We start from the raw sequence: 18,591 nt of genomic DNA, 5'->3' as shown, positions 1-18,591 counted from the left end.
TCACATGTTAGCTTTTGTATTCAAAGTTATTCTTTCTGTAACTTGTGTCTAACTTAACAAATATTTTGTTCACTATTATATTTTTTGCGAAGTTCAACTATTTTTACTTAAAATTTTTTGATTCCCAATCCTGAAGTATTTCTACTTCATTATTCTTATTAATTCGGAATTTCAAAGATTGGTACCCAAAATATAAGTCTCTATATTTTACAGCTTCATAAATATTTTCGTCTTCTTTTCGAAGATAATCTACATGATCTCCGATTGAAAAACAGTTCTTCTCAATAGGTATTCTGGAGTAATCTGCATAGCATAGATTTTCAGAGCGAATCAGGAAATAGAAAAACCGGCCATCATTAAAATTGTTCACTTGAACCAATAGGTCATCTTTGATAGATTCTTTATCTTCTAAAACTGAATATTCTTTAAAACAACTCCCTTTGTCTTTTTGCCAAATAAAAGCTCTATTAGAGTATTGTTTCATTCCAAAAAAAAATTTGTCGCTCAAAAAGCCAACATTCCACTCGATATTAGAATTAAATCGTTGGATTAAATTTAAATTTTCATCAAGGCAGTTGTTTTTATTTTTATTTGAAACAAGTATTCTTTCACCATCAAAGAATATTTGAAGCGAAGCATTCGAATCCATCTTGAATTTATTGAGAATAAATCCTTTTCTATCTACTTTGAGTAATTCTCCACCATATCCCCTTTTTTCAAGTCCAATTCTACCATAGCGTAAGATAAAAAGATTAGTTGCAGAACCAGCGAAGACGCCATAATATTCCTCTCCTTTCTCTTCTGAACAATTTTTAGTGTCCAAATTGTTATAATTTAATTCCTCTTTTTCTCCAATAACATGAATCCTGCATCCGTCGGAAATTATTAATGTCTTATCATTTACTAATAATAAGTGGCTCCCACTTTTAGATAGTCCAGCCGATACTCCATCATACTCACCGATATAGATTAGTTTATGATCTTTCCCTACTATAAAAAAATCTTCTTTAGTATCGAAATCACCTGTTAGTCGGTTGATCAAACCTGGATTGATTTTTGTCCTTTTGACTACAACTACTTGGTTCTGAATTGACACATAATATTTGTCAAACGGGATGTATATGCTCCCTTCCACACTAATGATCCAGCAATTTAGCAAAAAGATCAGCAAACAGAGTTTCAACATAGGTCTAAAATGCATTGAAGAACTTTTTTAACATAAGATTTTTTTTTAAGCAGAAAACCATATCAATTCACAAAATCAAATACCTACATTCAAATAATCATACATCCGCAACGGCTTTTAGGAGCCCATGGGCTTCTTATCTTTATAGGATTCGCATAAGTAACTATTGGCACATTGCAGTTTGAATGATTCACAATAGACCACATTCCACGAAGAAATGGAAATTATATTTTCAATAGCTAAAGGTTAGCTAAGAAAACGGGCTAAGTCAAACCAATTCCCATTTAGCTTTCGCTTGCCTCCCCTAATCTAAATTCCTTTGTATTTTTCTTGAAATAAATATGTGTTGCCAAATGGCTACATATCTTTTATTAGTCAAATGACTACACAATGGATTTAAGAAGAGACGTATTCCAAGCAATTGCCGATCCCACAAGGAGAGCCATCCTCTTACTTGTCGCCACCCAGTCTATGACTGCGGGAACAATCGCTTCCCACTTTGACACCAAACGACCCACAGTTTCCAAACATTTACAAATCCTTACCGAATGCGAATTACTGGCGAAAGAACCTAGCGGCCGGGAGATTTATTACCACTTGAATCCGAACAAAATGAAAGAAATCGCTAATTTCATCGCGCCTTTCCAAAAACTTTGGGATGACCGGTTCAACAAATTAGAATCCGTAATGAAAAACTACAAAACCAAAGGATAAGAAATCATGGAACTAAAAACAAAAATTCATGCCGAAGACGGCAAACAAGAGTTAACGATCGAACGTGAATTTGATTTACCTGCTTCTTTAGTTTTTAAAGCACACACGGAACCTGAACTCATCGAACAATGGATGGGAAACAAAGTCTTAAAATTTGAAGCTAAAAATCATGGCGGTTGGATCTTTGAGACCAAAAACGCAGACGGTGTTGTGTTATTTCGGGCTAACGGAGTGTTACATGATATCGTACCAAATGAACGGTTTACAAGAACCTTTGAAATGGAAAACACAGGGTTTTTTCCCCAACTTGAGTTTTTTGAATTTCAAGAGATATCAGAGACCAAAAGTAAACTCGTCATGCATATCATCTATAAATCGGTAGAACAAAGAGACAAAATTCTAAAGATGCCCTTTGCCCAAGGAATCAATATGGCTCACAATCAATTGGAACAAGTGGTAAAAAACAAATAACAAATATTTTAAACGGGAAAGGACTGAACGATTCAGTGTAAACTTAAGTTATGGGGGACTGCATTTAGTTATGCACTGACCTTAGCCAACAAACAGAAATTATATTTTAATTTAGGAGAATTTTATGTCTGAGAAAACAAAAAAAATAGCGTATTGGTTCTTTACTCTTTGGTTGTCATTGGGTATGGTATCGACTGCGGTTGTACAACTTATGAAACTTCCCGAAGAAGTAGAAAAGATAAACCAATTGGGGTATCCCACTTATTTTCTAACACTTCTGGGTGTTTGGAAACTACTTGGTGTGGTTGCCGTGTTATCACCTAAGTTTTTGTTACTAAAAGAATGGGCTTATGCTGGATTTTTCTTTGCGATGTCGGGAGCTGCGTTTTCGCATATTGTTTCTCGTCATCCCATTGGAGAAATTTTCCCATCTCTTCTTCTTCTAGCACTCACGGTTATTTCTTGGTACTTACGTCCAACAAATCGTAGAATCTAAAGAATGAGGATTTGGCTCTAAAGAAAATCAAAACTGAAATTCTGCTTGGTTCTGTTCTAAGCCAATGAGTAGAACTCAATCAAGCCAGAGCCAGGAAATCATCCAAGATTTTCATTTAGGATCAGGCCGCCAAAGAGGATGCAGAGTCGTTAGTTTTATATTCCCGATACCAATGGTAACATCCATAGAAGGCTATCAGTAAAAACACAACATACTCTAAGGTAACAAAGGGAATCTCTTTTAAAGAATACAAACCAATACAAACTACATCCACAAACACCCATAAAAACCAAGATTCCAATTTCCTTTGAGCCAGTAAAAAATTGGCAAAGATACTTGCCACCGTCGTAAAAGCGTCCCAATACAAAAATGCTGGTGGTTTTTTAAAAATCTCTGGTAACCAGATAGGCAGGTGGCTTGTGATTTCACCTAGTAGGTAGGTTCCTAGAAAAATAGAAACTAGGAGTAAGGTATTATTTCTTTTTCCAAGGGATTGAATTTTGACAAAGGAACCAGTCCTTTTTCGCCAGATCCACCAACCATAAATACTCGATCCAAAAAAATAAATTTGTAATAACATATCCGAATACAATTGGATCTGAAAGAACAAAAAGAAAAAACAAATCGAATTAAAAATTCCAACCGGCCAAGTGAGGATATGATTTCGGGAAGCCAAATAGACGCAGGCGAGACCAGAACTTGTTCCCAGAAGTTCGATAAAACTAATAGAGTAACCGAATACAGAAAAGATTTGAAAGTCTATCGAAAGGTAGGAGAAAAAATTCATCATGTGCTGAAACCAGTTTCAATAAACATTTTGTCCCTATCCAAATCATCCAATTTGGCAGACTAAATCCGAAAAAAATCTTCCTTAAATCCTTTTTCCCCAAGCCATTTGCTTTGCAAAAGATTATATCCAACAATTTCAAAATCACGGGAGATCCATTTTCTATATTTCTTTTTGGTTCTAGAAAATGCATAAGGGTCGGTAAAAGACATTTCTTCCTTCATCACCGCATAATCTTCGTTTGTTGGCACTGTAAAATACAGGTAATTACAATATTTAGCCATTTTTTCCAAAACTCCAGGGATCATTGTATCAGGAAGGTATTGGATCACGGAATTACAAATCCCAAGTTCTACTGGTTCCTTTTCTAATTTCGGGAGTTTGAAAGTTTCTAACGATTCATGATAGAGATGAAATTTGTCAGAACGTTTCACCCAATCTTTTTTCTTTAGATCTTCATAAGCCTCTTTAGAAGCATCCACAGCATACACTTTCACCGGGGAAAAGGTTTTTACCATTTCTCGTAGTAAAATCGCTTTCCCAAATCCAAAGTCAGCCATTTTGTAAACGGGAATTTCCATCAGTTGGAATAGAGTTTTTAAGTATTCTGCATGTTGTTTGGCATTATACGAACCATCGACATCCAGTCCATTGCCGTAAATATCTGACCAATAAGAACCATCAAATTCTTTACCATTTTTACCCAGACCAAAGGCCTTTTTGTTCAAAAAACTCTTCATTAGAATTGGGTCCCTAAACTTTGTAATTCACGTATCATCTCTTTGATGTATTTCGGTTCTTTTGTTAGCTGCTCTACTTCCTTTTCATAAGTTTGAGTCACCATTTGGTTGTCGATTCTTACTCGTTTTAAATAGGTATTTAAGGTTTCTTTTGTGATTTTTCTCTCAGGAAATTCAGCCATCAAGGGATGTGAAAAAAATCTTTGACGAATCGAATCTTCCAAGTCACGGATTTTCGTTTTAATAATACCTACAAACCTCTTGATCGAAGTGTCATGAAAGGAAACATCTGTTTGTTGGTTTGGAATTAGCTCATCTACCTGTAATCTGATTTCTAAAATTTCTGCGATGTTCATATTGTCTCTTGCACCGGAGAGTTTGGTCATGAGTTTAGATTTTTTTTCCCTTAAAACGGGATCCTGCTCTTTGTCGGGATGGATGAGTTTTGCTAAATTTTTAAATAGAGTGTTGATGTCTGTGCTTAAGAGGCGTTCGGACTCTAGAATCTTTTTTTCCTTTTCAGTTTGCGATTTAGTTTTTTTTCGTTCGTTGGATTTGGGACCCCTTCCTCTAAAGTATTCCGATCGGTATTCTTCATACTTCTCACGAAATTCTCTATACTTCTCCTCGTGAGACTCCCGCTCCTCTTCTGAATCAAACCCAGTTCGATTCATATCGTCTAAATCAATATCGATTCCAAATGTATTTTTGATTCTAGATTCCATTTGGTTTTTGTACCGAAGGCGTTCCATCCGTTCAAATTTAGTTTCCAGTTGGTCTCGAAACTTTCCATAAAAGGTTGTATCTTCCAACATCGAATCATTACACATTTCCAAAAGATAACGTCGCAAAAACTCCCTTTGCATCTTACCAAAGGAAAGTTTTTCTTCGAGTAGAATGGCGCACATCAGTTCAAAACGTGTTCGTTCTAATTTTTTCTGTTTTTCTAATTCAGGTAAAACATCATTTATATAAGTTTCATTTACAAGTTGGAATAAAGGTTCAATTTCTTTGGAACGTTCTAATGTCTCTTTATGTTTACGAAGAGCGTCGTTAAACTCTTTTTGGGCTTTCGTTTGGTTGGAAGAAACTCCCGTCCAAATCAGAGTTTCCTCTGTGGTTTCTATAGGTTTGGATTTTTGTTTTGGCATTACATACGGAAAAGGAGAAAGTCGCCAGATAACCTGTATCTGGCGATGGTTCGAGATTGTTTCGCTAAAAATCTTATGCTTTCATTAAATTCAAAGCAGCACCGGCTTTGAACCATTCGATTTGTTGCGCATTGTAAGTATGGTTGACTGGAATTTCGTCCTTTTTGCCATCCTTATGGTTGAAAACAAGTGTCAGTGGTTTTCCTTCTGCAAAACTTGTGAGTCCTACAATATCTATCACATCATCTTCTTGGATTTTATCGTAATCTTCTTTGTTTGCAAAAGTGAGAGCCAACATCCCTTGTTTTTTCAAGTTTGTTTCGTGAATACGAGCAAACGATTTTACAAGTACAGCTCTTACACCTAAATGTCTTGGTTCCATGGCCGCATGTTCGCGAGACGAACCTTCGCCATAGTTTTCATCCCCAACCACAATCGACCCAATCCCTTGGGCTTTGTATGCTCTTTGGGTTTGCGGAACCGGTTCATAGTTTCCAGTGAGTTGGTTTTTCACCTCATTGGTTTTGCTATTGAAGATGTTTGTCGCACCGATGAGTAGGTTATTGGAAATATTGTCCAAGTGACCACGGAATTTTAGCCAAGGACCAGCCATAGAGATATGGTCTGTTGTACATTTACCTTTGGCTTTGATCAGAAGTTTTAATCCTTTGAGATCTGTCCCTTCCCATGCTTTAAAAGGGGCTAAGAGTTGGAGCCTTGTCGATGCTGGATCTACAATCACTTGAACCCCAGAACCATCTGCCGCCGGAGCTTCAAAACCTGCATCCTCAACCGCAAAACCTTTGCTCGGTAGCTCTTCCCCTGTAGGCGGATCAAGTTTGACTTGTTCCCCTTTTTCATTGGTGAGAGTGTCTGTGAGTGGATTGAATCCTAAGTCCCCTGCAATCGCAAGTGCTGTTGTGATCTCTGGAGATGCCACAAAAGCATACGTGTTTGGATTCCCATCTTGGCGGGCTTGGAAGTTTCTGTTAAAGGAATGAACAATGGTGTTTTTTTCTTTTTTATCAGCACCCACACGAGACCACATTCCAATACAAGGTCCACAAGCATTGGAGAAAACTTTAGCTCCAATTTTATGGAAGGAATCAATGAATCCGTCTCTTTGGATGGTGTAACGAACCAGTTCCGATCCAGGAGTGATGGTAAACTCTGCTTTGGTTTTTAAACCTTTAGCAGCGACTTGTTTGGCAAGAGAAGCAGCTCTTGAGATATCTTCATAAGAAGAGTTGGTACAAGATCCGATAAGACCTACTTCTACTTTGAGGGGCCAACCATTCTTTGCTGCTTCTTCTTTCATTTTAGAAATAGGAGTCGCAAGGTCAGGAGTGAAAGGACCGTTGATATAAGGCTCTAAAGTATTAAGATCAATTTCTATTACTTGGTCAAAGTATTTGTTTGGGTCTGCGTAAACTTCTGGATCCGCAGTAAGATGGGTTTTGTATTTGTTTGCAAGATCGGCCACATCACTTCTATTAGTGGATCGCAGGTAACGCTCCATAGATTCATCATAACCAAAAGTAGAAGTGGTTGCTCCAATTTCCGCACCCATGTTACAGATTGTACCTTTTCCAGTACAAGAAAGGGATTCAGCACCAGGACCAAAGTATTCTACAATGGCACCCGTCCCTCCTTTCACAGTAAGAATTCCTGCTACTTTTAAGATAACGTCTTTTGCAGTACTCCAACCATTTAGTTTTCCAGTAAGTTTGACACCGATAGCTTTTGGCCATTTGAGTTCCCAAGCAAGTCCTGCCATGACATCACATGCATCAGCTCCACCCACACCAATGGCAATCATCCCAAGACCACCAGCGTTTACTGTATGAGAGTCAGTTCCAATCATCATCCCACCAGGGAAGGCATAGTTTTCTAAAACTACTTGGTGGATGATACCTGCACCTGGTTTCCAGAAACCAATTCCATATTTATTAGAAACGGAGGATAAAAAATCATATACTTCTTTGTTTTCTTTGACAGCAATTCCGAGATCCACTCCGGATTCGTCTTTTGCTGTGATCAAGTGGTCACAGTGAACGGTGGAAGGAACCGCTACTTTTTTACGACCCGCTTGCATAAATTGGAGAAGCGCCATCTGCGCTGTTGCATCTTGCATGGCAACTCGGTCGGGAGCAAAGTCCACGTAATCGACACCACGGCCAAAACTCTTCGTTGGGTTTCCATCCCAAAGGTGGTTGTATAAAATCTTCTCTGTAAGTGTGAGGGGTCGACCCAATAACTTCCTGGCTTGTGTGATGGTCGCTTCCATTTTGGAATAACGTGCCGCAATCATTTCTATATCAAATGCCATCTGAACCTCTTATACCTATCAGACCGCAGGAAAAAAGGGAATCAATCGAAAATTAAACTACGAATGCTAAAATCAGTAAAATTGGCTCTGTAGTGAGAACCGGTTTCTTTTCTAACCGTCGATACGGACATAAACTTCGTCAGCTTTGAGGATGAGGCCCGATTTAATTTCGATGAGTCTTGTATTGACAAAAACTCCGTCTTGGTATGGGGTCACAATTCCTGTAATGATGACATCAAGTTTCAAAACGTCGCCTATTTTCCGCAAGGTGGCAGTGTCCGTAGGTGAATCCAAACCAAGGCCTGCTTCTTTCAAAACTTTTTGGTTGGCCAGGCGGTCTAAGATCTGAAACCTGTCTTTTTTTACAAGTTCCGTCGTGAGTTTTTCTGCAAGGATTTCCCCATAGGGGCTTTTTTTTCCTTCATTATCTAAAAATGTCAAAACAACAAGTCGTTGTGGTTGGAAGTAGAAACCTTTTTCAGAAAGGGAAACTGCTAACTGTTCCAGTGGTGCAACGGAAGGTTTTTTAGGTTTGGATTCTCTTTCCTCTCCCAAATAACAAGCGCTAACGCTAAACAAAATCCCCAGTAAAATTATTTTAAAACGCAAGTTCCATCCCAAGTGAAGTAACATATTCATAAAACGATTTTCCATTAAAGCCATTCCCATACATAAAACCACCGGGAACCCCAAGCAGCATACCGTCTTTATAAAATTGGTTCTGGAAATTAAGAAAAAAAGTGGTTTTTAGGCGGCCAGGGGGTTTACCACGAAAGGAGGCAGAAAATGTTTCAGGGGACCTACCATTGTGATCCTTGATCTGCAATAGTGGATCATTAAACACATTGAAGATCTGATTGCCAACATACAAAGAATAACTTTTGGATGAACCCAAAAAGAAAATGAGGCCGAGTGATGCGTTGTCCTGTGCTGGAGAGAACCCAAGTTGACCATGAGGGACAGAACCTGGTCTTGGGTTTAAATAGTTGTATTTTAAATTTAATTGAACTTTGTCGCTACCGAAAAAAAAAGAAAACTTACCACCTTCTGCACCATAAGCAAGAACAGGGTTTTCCGTTTTTACATTATATACAGACGTTTGCACTTTTAGGAATTGCGAAGGGTTAAAACTTCCTTGGTATTCATACGATTGCCTAGGGTCAAATAACGACCGCTTATTGGCCTCTAACTGACGAAAAATAAGGGCTGCCGATGGATGGACTGGGGCTGCAAGAGAAGGTTGCGACAAGGAAGGTTCTCCTGTCAGCTTTGCGTCCCAAACTAATGGTGTCTGTTGTGAAAAATCAAAATCCAATTTAGTCCCAGTATTTGCGAACGGGTTCCACTGCGATGGATTATAACCCTCTTTTTTAAAAGAGGTCATAGGATTTGAAGAAAAGAATTTTAGAGAATTCTTATATTCTGAAGTTTGACTATCTCCATCGTTTGAATCAACTCACATAAGTTTGGCGCAAAGAACCATCGCCAAACTTATGTGAGTTTGACGAATCGAATTCTCTTATACCTGAGTCTTTTAAGGGCGCAATAAAAACAACCCCCAGAAGACCTAAACCTGAGAATAAGGAAACAAATACCGAAGATTTCGGGGAGTACATAAAGAGACTATGAAACATATTTCCTGATTTCCAATGAATGTAAATCTATTTTTGAAATAGGAACATTGAATCCCCATAAGAATAAAAGCGAAACCTGTTCTGCAAAGCATATTGATAAACATCCAACACGAGTTGGGTATTTGCAAAGGCACTCACAAGAAGCAAGAGGCTGGACTTTGGTAGGTGAAAGTTTGTAATCAGTCCTTGTACTGATTGAATCCTGTCACCTGGCGACAAAAAGATGTCAGTTTGACTTGATCCTACCTTATATTTCTGTAATTGAGAATCAAAAATAGTTTCTAAAACGCGAAGAGTAGTCGTCCCTACGGCAATGATCCTCCTCCCCTCCTTCCTTGCATCGTTTAACTTTGATGCTGTGGATTCGGAAACAAAGTACTTCTCCTTATGTAAAGTCTTGGTTTGCCATTGTTCAGGAGTTAACGGACGAAATGTCCCATAACCTATTTGTAATTCCACAGGAAGGAACTCGGCACCGAGTTTTCGAAGGTTCTCTTTTAGATCTTCAGTAAAATGTAACCCTGCGGTTGGAGCCGCCACCGATCCAGATCTGTTTGCAAAAATAGTTTGGTATCGAACCTTATCTTCCTCGGTCACATTGCGTTTCAGATAGGGAGGGATCGGGATATTTCCAAAGATTGCGAAATCAGAATCAGAAATGGGGGTTTCAGAGAACAAAATGGAAAGTTCTTCTTCTGGGCCCTGGAAAAAAAAACGAAAGTTCTTAAATCCCACCGGAGAGAGAATATCACCTAATTTAAGTTTTGCTCTATTTTTTAAGATACATAACCAACCTTGGTTGGATTTATCCACTGATTCCAAAAAAATCGATTCATGGATACGACCCGATTCCACTTGTAAATACACACGGCGGTAGGATACTTTTGTCTCATTATAAACAAAAACATCACCAGGACGCACAAGTGCCGTGATATCTCGAAACAAAGGGGCTTCCCAAAACTTAGTTTGCCCTATGTCAACGACCAAAAGCCGAGACTCATCTCGATTTTCTAAGGGGAATTTGGCAATTTGTTCATCGGGAAGGTGGAAATCGTATTCCTGTAAAAAATCCATCTTTGTATAGCCTTGGGAAAACCTTGTCAATTAACCAGAAATATTGGGAATGGTAGGAGAACTATGTGGAAATTTTTAGAAACCCTAGAGAAACGTGGAAAATGGATTCTCTGCATTCTACTCGTGATTTTTCTCGTCCTTTCCGTTTCTAGATCCAAACAAAAATCGGATTTTTTGGATTATTACCATGCAGCGAAACGTTGGGCAACTGGAGAGAATCTCTATCGGTTCGATGCGGCTTTCGAACTCCAGTCCAAAGTAAAAACCATGGAAGATCTGTTCCAACCAGAGAATTTTCACCTATTAACAGCGCTCCAAAACGAAACAGCGACCTATATTTATCCGCCACTATTCTCTTTTTTACTCATTCCCTTCACTTATCTTACAGAACCGAATGCAGCACTACTCTTTGAACTATTGAGTTGGATTTCTTTATTAGCAATCTTATACCTTATTTTTCAGAACAGAGAACTTTCCAACTCAAGTTCGCCATTCCCGTATTTAATTCTACTGGCAACCTTAGTATTTAATTTTCGGTTTTTAGAAAGCCATATCCAGAACAACCAAGTAGGTTTACTGCTCATTTTACTTGTGTTAGTATCTCTTACTGCAAAATCACACTGGCAAAGTGGTATCCTTTTAGCATTAGCAGTTAGTATCAAAATCACTCCACTGGTATTCATTTTCTTATATGTTTATGAAAAACAATACAAAAGAATCCTCTGGTTTCTAATTGGGATTTTTCTCTGGAATGCAATTCCACTTCTTTATCATTGGGATTATACCATTCAAATGACAAACGAATGGCTGACAGAAATTTTGGGGAATGCTTTTAGTAACCCCCTTCTCCGTTCTTGGAAAAATAACCAATCTTTAAGTTCGACACTCGCAAAATATTTTGTTCCGGGCGCAGATATGATGAACCAACCAACATACGGTTTACCATTTATCACTCTTTCCCTTCCAATGTTAAAGATCATTCAACTCGTGTTTATGGTTTTGTTTGGCATCCCTCTCTTATTACTCTGGAGAAAGGAAAATAAAAAATGGGAAATCATTTCTCTATTATTTTTGGTTTCCGCACTTTTCAGTGGGATTAGTTGGATTCATAGTTTTATTATTTGTTTAATTCCGATCTATTTCATTTTGAATCAAGTTATAAGTTCCCCAAACAATAAAAAAGAAATGTTTGTTCTAATCTTAATTTTGAGTTTACCGCTACTGGCTCATAGAACCTTCGTCGGGTCAAAAATAGAAGCCGCACTTTCTATGTTTTCCATTTTATTTTATACAACCAGTCTCTTATATTTCTATATTGTAAGGTTTGCATTACGTGAAACAGAAAATCGGAATTGATGTTAGGCCACTGGCCTATGGGATGACCGGGAATTCTCGGTATTTAGCTGAAGTCCTAAAAGTCATTCTACCCAAACACAAAAAGAAAGAATTTTTTTTATACACCAATAAACCGATCCATCCAGTATTTCAAAATTTACTTGGTCCCAATACAAAAGTGGTTCTGGAACCAAAAAACATACCTGGGCCAATCTATTTGAATTTTATTTTACCGAGGCGTCTGAAACAAGATGGGGTCGAAGTGTTTTGGGGCACCATACAAATGTTACCTTTTCTAAAACTTCCCATCCCAAGTTTCGTAAATTACCATGACCTAAACTTCATATCAGCCCCAGAGACTATGGCTAAGTGGAACTATTGGCAACACAAACTCCTCTCTCCTATAACAATGAAAAATGCTGATAAAATCTTTTGTTTATCCAAAAATACAAAGGAGGAAATTGCCGCTTTTCGTCCTGAATATGAAAAAAAATGTATCGTAGTTTATCCTGGTGTATCTAAACAAAAAGTAACTAAAACTAAAACCATTTTCCCAAAAGAATTCTTTTTGACAGTGGGAACCTTAGAACCAAGAAAAAATATCAATCGTTTGGTGGATGCATTTTTGGATTTTAAAACCAAACATCCGAAAGACAAAAATTCCTTAATCGTCATGGGACGAAAAGGATGGGGGGAAGAAGGTGAATTTTTATACCAAAAACTGAAAGACTCAAAAATACAAAGTTTAGGTATTCAATTTCTAGAGAACCCGGATGATGCAACGTTAGCGGAGGCATTTAAACAATGTAAGGTGTTCTTTTTCCCTTCTCTCCATGAAGGGTTTGGGCTTCCTCTATTGGAAGCTATGTTAGAGGACAAACGTTGTGTTGCTTCTGACATCCCTGTATTTAAAGAAATATTATCTGACAAATGTGATCTCTATGTTCCTCCAAAAGAAACAAAACTTTGGACTCATAGTTTTGAATTGATGTCCGGGCCAAAAAAAAGTAGGTCCCCAAAATTTCCCGCCAAACAATGGACATGGGAAGAAACAGCAAAAAAAATAGAAGAGGTACTCTTTCAATGAAAATCATAAACAAATGGATATCCAAATGGAAGGAAATCCGAAGCAAAAAAGAAACCGCTTACTTTGGAACTTCATTATACGATGAGTTAACTGTAAACCCAATCCCTTCCTTATTACTCATTCTTGCTGCAGTTCTTTTTTTCACATACAGTTTACCGTATGCGTTTTATTTAGGTAAGTTTTTCTATTGGTTTGTTGGGGTTTTAGAAATCACTAAAGTTTTAAAAATTCCTTTTTTAGATGAGCTTCGCTATTACCACTACCTTTCTGTTTTTGTCTATTTCTACATTGCAGCATCTCTCTTAATTGATGTTAGCCGCCTCTTAAACAAGTGGAATATCCGAACCATCGTTGTTAAAAATGAGATTTGGCAAATTCAAAGATTTGGGTTTGGGAAAAAACTCACCAAGTTTAACTTTGAGACCGAAGGTTTAGAACTCGGTTATGAACACGGTGGATTGAGTGATTATTTAGGATGGAATCGAATGATTTGGGAAAAAAATGGAAAAGCTATATTTACCACTCCCTATTTTTTTCCATATAAAAAGAATCGAAACATAGTGAATCGAATTTTAAAACGTTAGAGTGGAATTGGACTCTTGAAGAAGTTATTTATTCTCCTTTTACTACTCGTCCTTTTTTTATTCCATCTAAGATACCTCTCTCGGGCCTTTGATTGGGATTCTTGTGTTTATGCACTTAATATTCAAAAGGATAGAGTGGAGTCAGCGTTTTTCAATCCTCACCATTTAGGGTTTGAGTCTTCGGGACTACTCTATTGGAAAATGCTTCGTTCTATCTATCCGACAACGGATATTATGTTTTTTTTGCGGTTACGAATTCTAAGTTTTTCCCTATTTTTTTTGGGACTCTTTATTTGGCTCTACTACAAACTATACAAAGATTTAATCCTTGGAATCATTCTTGCACTTGTCATCCAGGTAAGCCAAGCTTTTTGGTTCTATAGTTTACACAATGATACCCCCCTCATCCATTCCTGTTTGATGGCTCTTTTGTTTTTATTTACGATTTATTATCTAAGGCAAGGTTTACTGACAAAACACTTACTTGTATTATGGATCATTCAACTTTTTAGTATCTATTTCCACCAATCCAATGTCATTCATTTTGGGATGGTCCCTATGGCAATCTTCCTCTCCCCTAACAGAAGTTTTGGTAAAAAACTTAGAATCATATTAGTTTATTTGACATGCCTGGGTGTTGCGACCATTCTATCATACCTTTTTGTTGGATTCATTATTCTAAAACGAGGACTCGGACCTCTTGATGAAAAACATTTTTCCTTTTGGATGTTCTTATATGCAGCCATAAACCGCTGGGGTACAAGCCTCGGGGAAGAAAAAAACTATGTGTTGTACTTCTATCGAGGGATAGGAGATGCTTTTCTTGTATTCCAGAACGTCATTCCTAAATTCCGAGTGAACCTATTTGACTTCCAAAACCCAAAACACCTTCCCTACAATTTGAATCTTTTATTCTGGATTTTTAGTTTGTGTCTAGGAATTTTGAATTTCCGCACTATGTGGGCACGATACAAACAAGAACTATTGGTGATGACGTTTTGGATCTTACCTTCGATTGGTTTTTATACATGGTGGGAAGGATATTTTTTTGAATTTTGGGTGGGAACCACCATTGCCCTTTGGATACTTAACTCTTATACCTTAAAATCCTTATCAATACCCATGTTACCAAAATTTTCAGCTGCCATTCTTCACACGATTTACCTTACATTATTCCTTTTTTACTTCAGTACTAATTTTACTTTTTCTACTCTTCCTCGGTCCATTGGTCCAAAATTTGGATATACCGAAGGAATCCAAGGGCCAGTTGAAAAGTTAGCCGAAGAATCAATATACCGCTAGGAACCAAACAAATGTTATTTAACTCCTTTGAATTTTTAGTATTTTTCTTTGTGACGATCATAGTTGGGAATCTTCTAAAGAATCGTTGGCAAAAACTTTTTTTTCTACTCACCAGCTATTACTTTTATATGGCTTGGCAACCTTCGTCTATCTCCTGTACGGCGATGGCGGCAGATGGGTTTAAATTTTACACAGATAGACTCTATTGTGATTTTAAGATCAACCCTTACGTATTTGTTCTAATTTTTTCCACAGTAATTGATTATTTTGCGGCAAGGTTCATCGAAGCGAAAGAAGATGGAGACAGCACAAGAGGTTGGTTGCTTGTACTTTCTCTTGTTGTTAATATTGGAACTCTTGGATTTTTTAAATATACTGACTTTCTACTCGGAGTTATTAACGATATCAATCTTTTAGATGACTACCAATTTGCAAAACAAAACATCATCCTCCCTGTCGGAATTTCCTTTTATACATTCCAATCCATGAGTTATACCATCGATGTATACAATCGCAAAATAGAAGCAAGAAAATCATTCCTTGATTTTGCCTTGTATGTAACCTTCTTTCCACAACTAGTTGCCGGTCCGATTGTTCGTGCAGAAACTTTTTTCCGCGACTTAGACTTTCGTCTCGGTGTGTATAAAGCGAATATTGATGCTGCCTTTGCCTTAATATTGATTGGTTTCACAAGAAAAATCGTTTTCGCAGACAACCTGGCTCGAGTGGTCGACTCAACATTCTCTAATTATCAAAACCTCAACTCAATTGAAATTTGGACAGGGGCCCTTGCCTTCGGATGGCAAATTTATTTTGATTTTGCAGGATATACTGACATTGCAATCGGAGTAGCAAGATTGTTTGGATTCCAGTTCAATCCAAACTTTAACTTCCCAATGTCTTGCAGAAATATTGCCGACCACTGGTCGCGGTGGCATATTTCCTTTTCCACATGGATTAGAGACTACATTTACATCCCGTTAGGTGGCTCTAGAGTAAGTGTCATCATGTACATTCGCAATATTATGATCACCTGGTTATTTGCTGGGTTATGGCATGGTGCGGCCTACCACTACGTGGGTTGGGGAATTTGGCAAGGAACAATGTTACTTTCCCACAAGTTCTACGGCGACACCAAACTGGCTAAATTCCTAAACGGAAAAGGTGGTAAAGTTTATGATTTATTTGCACGGATTTTCACCATGTTTTGTTTATCATTTGGATTTATCATGTTCCGCGCTGAGACAATGGAAAAAGCAATCCCGATGATGAAGGCTCTTGTTTTTCTAAATGATTCTGTAGCTCCCATCGCAAGATGGTCTAACTACAGATTCGGTATTTTATTAGTGATTTGTTTTACTGCTAGTTACATTTTTTCTAAAAGACAGATCCCTACTCTTCTTACTGGCAGTTGGTTGAAATACACAACCTTCGTCATTGTAAACATACTATTATTATTACTTTTTGGAGTCACTGAAAGCCAGAACTTCCTCTACTTTCAATTTTAATTATGAACTTACTCAAAGAAACCATCTCATTTCTGACCGATAAAAAATTAGTCACAGCAATACTCTTTTTATTAGTATTGGAATGTTTACTTCAGTTTGGATTGTATAAACCATATCTAAAGAAAAATTCCTATGCCTCCAATATCAATCGAGTCACTGAACATGTAGTTTCAAAAAGAGATATGTTGGATCCGGACATTTTGATCGTAGGGACATCTGTAGCTTTCGAAGGAATAAGTATTCGTATGCTCAACGATGAACTAAAAAAAACTGGATGGAAAACTCAATCCATTGCTGTTCGAGGTTCTGAGCTCGTAGTCCAACATCGAATTTTAGAAGAATATTTAGATAAATTTCCAAATGTTAAAATCATCCTACATGTAATGGAACCTGGAATGCCATGGGTCGATAGAAAGTACATAGTGGACCCGACATTGGCGATGTTATCGGAGCTGGGGAACTTCAAAGCAATTCCCACAGTTCTAAATTTCGAATACAATCTTGCGTTTTCAAATTACCTTTATTTGATCTTTAAGTCGGTAGCCTATCGCAAGGATCTATCTGATTTAGTTATCAATTTTAACGAAAGGTTAAAAGCAATTTCGAGAAAGAATAAAAATCCAAATTTGAATCCCTGGGATTATGAAAATGATCATCCTGAATCCATTGATGAATACCAACTTACAAGCGTAGATGATTGCCTAAACCGATTGGCTCTCCACCTTCCCTTAGAAATCCCCAAAGCATCCAACCCTGACCATAGACGTATGTTGTTTGAAACTTGTGGCATTGCAAGTGTTGTCCCTCAAGATTCAAATGCAACCGAAGATACAGAACGGTATTTTAGACGACTGAAAAAAATGTATAACTTCATTGGGAGCCGCAACATTCATATCATCAACGTATTTGCACCGTATTCCGATGTAATTCGAAAGGTAAACAACGAAGGTAGAATGAAAGTCTGGCATGATGGATTGTCCGAAGCATTAGTGTCTCACCAAACTTTAGATGAAATGGACCTTCAAGATTCTCTAGGAGATTCTAATGGAAAATATTGTTTTGATTTAATTCACTTGAACGAAGCCGGGATGAAGGAATTCACCAAAATTCTCGCAAAAAATTTGGAGAAAAAACTTGGGAAACGATGACATCACTCTTAGGCAATTACAATCGGAAGTCGATGATTGGATTCAAACCATTGGTGTTAGATATTTTTCTGAGCTTACCAATTTAGCAATTCTAATGGAGGAAGTGGGTGAACTTTCTAGGCTTATGGCAAGAAAGTATGGGGACCAGTCCTTCAAATCAGGCGAATCCGCTGACAATATCCCGAGTGAGATTGGTGATATTTTATTTGTTCTCACCTGTTTGGCCAATCAAATGGGAATCTCTTTACAAGATGTGATTCAATCAACGATCAAAAAAAATACTAAACGCGACTTAGATCGTCACAAAAACAATCCAAAACTCTGAACTAAAAACACTAACCGATTGAGATTCCAGCTTCTCTCCGAATTGCATTCCAATAGGCAGAAAGGTGGGCAGGATGTGAATTCATATCAGAAATACAGTAATCGAACTTAGTGCGAAAGACAGGATTTGTGTCTAATACAGATTCATACTTCGAATAGTCTAAAAACATCTCCCTGAAGAACTGTTTTTGGCCCTCAAAATCATAATCCTCACGAAAAAACATATAAGCATGGGCCAAGTCATGAAGTAAATGTTCAAACGCATCTCGTTTGCCTTCGACCAAACTTCCATTCATGGCATCAATCCAACTGATAGTAGAATATCTGTAACCATGGCTTTGTGATTCCAACATTTCCAAAGAACTAGGATTATAGTCTATGAGTCGGATATCCCACTCACCTATATGCCATTTCCAGAGTGCAAAACGTACGGTATCGGGCATCCCGTAGAACCGAACTACCTCTAAAAATTCTTTTGATTGATTTCGGTTGGGCAACGGTTTTCCCATTCTCAGAAAAGGATGTCTTTTCACGCGACGTTCTAAGTATAATAATACAATTTGGAAGGTAAGGTAGCTGTCGGATATCTGGCCAGTTTCCCAATCCATTTTCAACGAAATTAAATTAGAAAGAATGGATTCGGCCTCTTTTTTTAATTCCACTTCAGGGATACAGATTTTTTTGAAGGAACCGTAAATACGGCCATTGTCGTGAGGCATAA

19 protein-coding genes are annotated in these 18,591 nt (G+C 37.7%); 10 read left to right on the top strand and 9 right to left on the bottom strand.

All coding sequences use genetic code 11. The annotated features are described in order from the left end of the window. Positions 1-103 precede the first annotated feature (103 nt). Complete coding sequence (locus LEP1GSC195_RS17855) at positions 104-1,096, bottom strand: hypothetical protein (protein WP_040507237.1); 993 nt, start codon at positions 1,094-1,096, stop codon at positions 104-106. 480 nt (positions 1,097-1,576) lie between these two features. On the opposite strand from LEP1GSC195_RS17855, the gene LEP1GSC195_RS17850 reads away from it, so the two are divergent. From LEP1GSC195_RS17850 to LEP1GSC195_RS17840, 3 genes are all read left to right on the top strand, one after another. Then, on the top strand, positions 1,577-1,900 hold the full coding sequence (locus LEP1GSC195_RS17850) for an ArsR/SmtB family transcription factor (protein WP_040507236.1): 324 nt from the start codon (positions 1,577-1,579) through the stop codon (positions 1,898-1,900). Positions 1,901-1,906: 6 nt separating this feature from the next. After that, complete coding sequence (locus tag LEP1GSC195_RS17845; RefSeq protein WP_015683028.1) at positions 1,907-2,371, top strand: SRPBCC family protein; 465 nt, start codon at positions 1,907-1,909, stop codon at positions 2,369-2,371. A 124-nt stretch (positions 2,372-2,495) separates the two neighbouring features. Continuing rightward, a complete protein-coding gene (locus tag LEP1GSC195_RS17840; RefSeq protein ID WP_015682843.1) occupies positions 2,496-2,867 on the top strand; it encodes a DoxX family protein in 372 nt (123 codons plus the stop codon). A gap of 121 nt (positions 2,868-2,988) precedes the next feature. Here LEP1GSC195_RS17840 and pnuC read toward each other — a convergent pair whose 3' ends face one another. The 7 genes from pnuC to queA all read right to left on the bottom strand — a co-directional run bounded on the left by pnuC (position 2,989) and on the right by queA (position 10,582). Further along, positions 2,989-3,657: a nicotinamide riboside transporter PnuC gene (gene pnuC / locus LEP1GSC195_RS17835; RefSeq protein ID WP_015682917.1), complete on the bottom strand. Its 669-nt coding sequence runs from the start codon at positions 3,655-3,657 to the stop codon at positions 2,989-2,991. A gap of 59 nt (positions 3,658-3,716) precedes the next feature. Then, on the bottom strand, positions 3,717-4,394 hold the full coding sequence (locus tag LEP1GSC195_RS17830; RefSeq protein ID WP_015682823.1) for a class I SAM-dependent methyltransferase: 678 nt from the start codon (positions 4,392-4,394) through the stop codon (positions 3,717-3,719). Next, positions 4,394-5,545, bottom strand: a complete 1,152-nt coding sequence (locus LEP1GSC195_RS17825; protein ID WP_015682896.1) for a hypothetical protein — start codon at positions 5,543-5,545, stop codon at positions 4,394-4,396. The genes LEP1GSC195_RS17830 and LEP1GSC195_RS17825 overlap by 1 nt, the downstream gene beginning before the upstream one ends. A gap of 73 nt (positions 5,546-5,618) precedes the next feature. After that, a complete protein-coding gene (locus tag LEP1GSC195_RS17820) occupies positions 5,619-7,874 on the bottom strand; it encodes an aconitate hydratase (RefSeq protein ID WP_015682988.1) in 2,256 nt (751 codons plus the stop codon). A 111-nt stretch (positions 7,875-7,985) separates the two neighbouring features. After that, positions 7,986-8,513 (bottom strand): FlgO family outer membrane protein, encoded by a 528-nt coding sequence (locus LEP1GSC195_RS17815; protein ID WP_015683045.1) that lies wholly within the window; start codon positions 8,511-8,513, stop codon positions 7,986-7,988. Continuing rightward, the gene (locus tag LEP1GSC195_RS17810; protein WP_015683013.1) at positions 8,473-9,258 is read right to left on the bottom strand and encodes a hypothetical protein; all 786 of its coding nucleotides are present in this window, start codon (positions 9,256-9,258) and stop codon (positions 8,473-8,475) included. The genes LEP1GSC195_RS17815 and LEP1GSC195_RS17810 overlap by 41 nt, the downstream gene beginning before the upstream one ends. 277 nt (positions 9,259-9,535) lie before the next feature. After that, complete coding sequence (gene queA, locus LEP1GSC195_RS17805; protein WP_015682977.1) at positions 9,536-10,582, bottom strand: tRNA preQ1(34) S-adenosylmethionine ribosyltransferase-isomerase QueA; 1,047 nt, start codon at positions 10,580-10,582, stop codon at positions 9,536-9,538. Between the two features lie 63 nt (positions 10,583-10,645). Here queA and LEP1GSC195_RS17800 point away from each other — a divergent pair, with 63 nt between their 5' ends. Genes LEP1GSC195_RS17800 through LEP1GSC195_RS17770 form a run of 7 tightly spaced genes read left to right on the top strand, consistent with a single transcriptional unit; the run spans position 10,646 to position 17,871 of the window. After that, the gene (locus LEP1GSC195_RS17800; RefSeq protein WP_015682818.1) at positions 10,646-11,938 is read left to right on the top strand and encodes a glycosyltransferase family 87 protein; all 1,293 of its coding nucleotides are present in this window, start codon (positions 10,646-10,648) and stop codon (positions 11,936-11,938) included. Between the two features lie 22 nt (positions 11,939-11,960). After that, entirely contained in the window at positions 11,961-13,004 is a 1,044-nt protein-coding gene (locus LEP1GSC195_RS17795; protein WP_015682942.1) for a glycosyltransferase family 4 protein, read from the top strand. Next, a complete protein-coding gene (locus LEP1GSC195_RS17790) occupies positions 13,001-13,588 on the top strand; it encodes an LIMLP_18675 family protein (RefSeq protein ID WP_015682980.1) in 588 nt (195 codons plus the stop codon). Before LEP1GSC195_RS17795 ends, LEP1GSC195_RS17790 begins: the two co-directional genes overlap by 4 nt. Positions 13,589-13,603: 15 nt before the next feature. Next, on the top strand, positions 13,604-14,890 hold the full coding sequence (locus LEP1GSC195_RS17785; RefSeq protein ID WP_015682837.1) for a hypothetical protein: 1,287 nt from the start codon (positions 13,604-13,606) through the stop codon (positions 14,888-14,890). Between the two features lie 11 nt (positions 14,891-14,901). Next, the gene (locus tag LEP1GSC195_RS17780; protein ID WP_015682820.1) at positions 14,902-16,398 is read left to right on the top strand and encodes an MBOAT family O-acyltransferase; all 1,497 of its coding nucleotides are present in this window, start codon (positions 14,902-14,904) and stop codon (positions 16,396-16,398) included. A gap of 2 nt (positions 16,399-16,400) precedes the next feature. Beyond that, a complete protein-coding gene (locus tag LEP1GSC195_RS17775) occupies positions 16,401-17,546 on the top strand; it encodes a hypothetical protein (protein WP_015682875.1) in 1,146 nt (381 codons plus the stop codon). After that, on the top strand, positions 17,533-17,871 hold the full coding sequence (locus tag LEP1GSC195_RS17770) for a nucleotide pyrophosphohydrolase (protein WP_015682816.1): 339 nt from the start codon (positions 17,533-17,535) through the stop codon (positions 17,869-17,871). The genes LEP1GSC195_RS17775 and LEP1GSC195_RS17770 overlap by 14 nt, the downstream gene beginning before the upstream one ends. A gap of 10 nt (positions 17,872-17,881) precedes the next feature. Here the strand turns inward: LEP1GSC195_RS17770 and LEP1GSC195_RS17765 are convergent, their stop codons facing one another. After that, complete coding sequence (locus LEP1GSC195_RS17765) at positions 17,882-18,589, bottom strand: hypothetical protein (RefSeq protein ID WP_015683009.1); 708 nt, start codon at positions 18,587-18,589, stop codon at positions 17,882-17,884. Between the last annotated feature and the right edge of the window lie 2 nt (positions 18,590-18,591).

Source organism: Leptospira wolbachii serovar Codice str. CDC, assembly GCF_000332515.2.
Classification (GTDB): domain Bacteria; phylum Spirochaetota; class Leptospiria; order Leptospirales; family Leptospiraceae; genus Leptospira_A; species Leptospira_A wolbachii.
The sequence above is the reverse complement of the archived record's forward strand: the minus strand, read 5'-3'. Positions and strand labels throughout refer to the sequence as shown.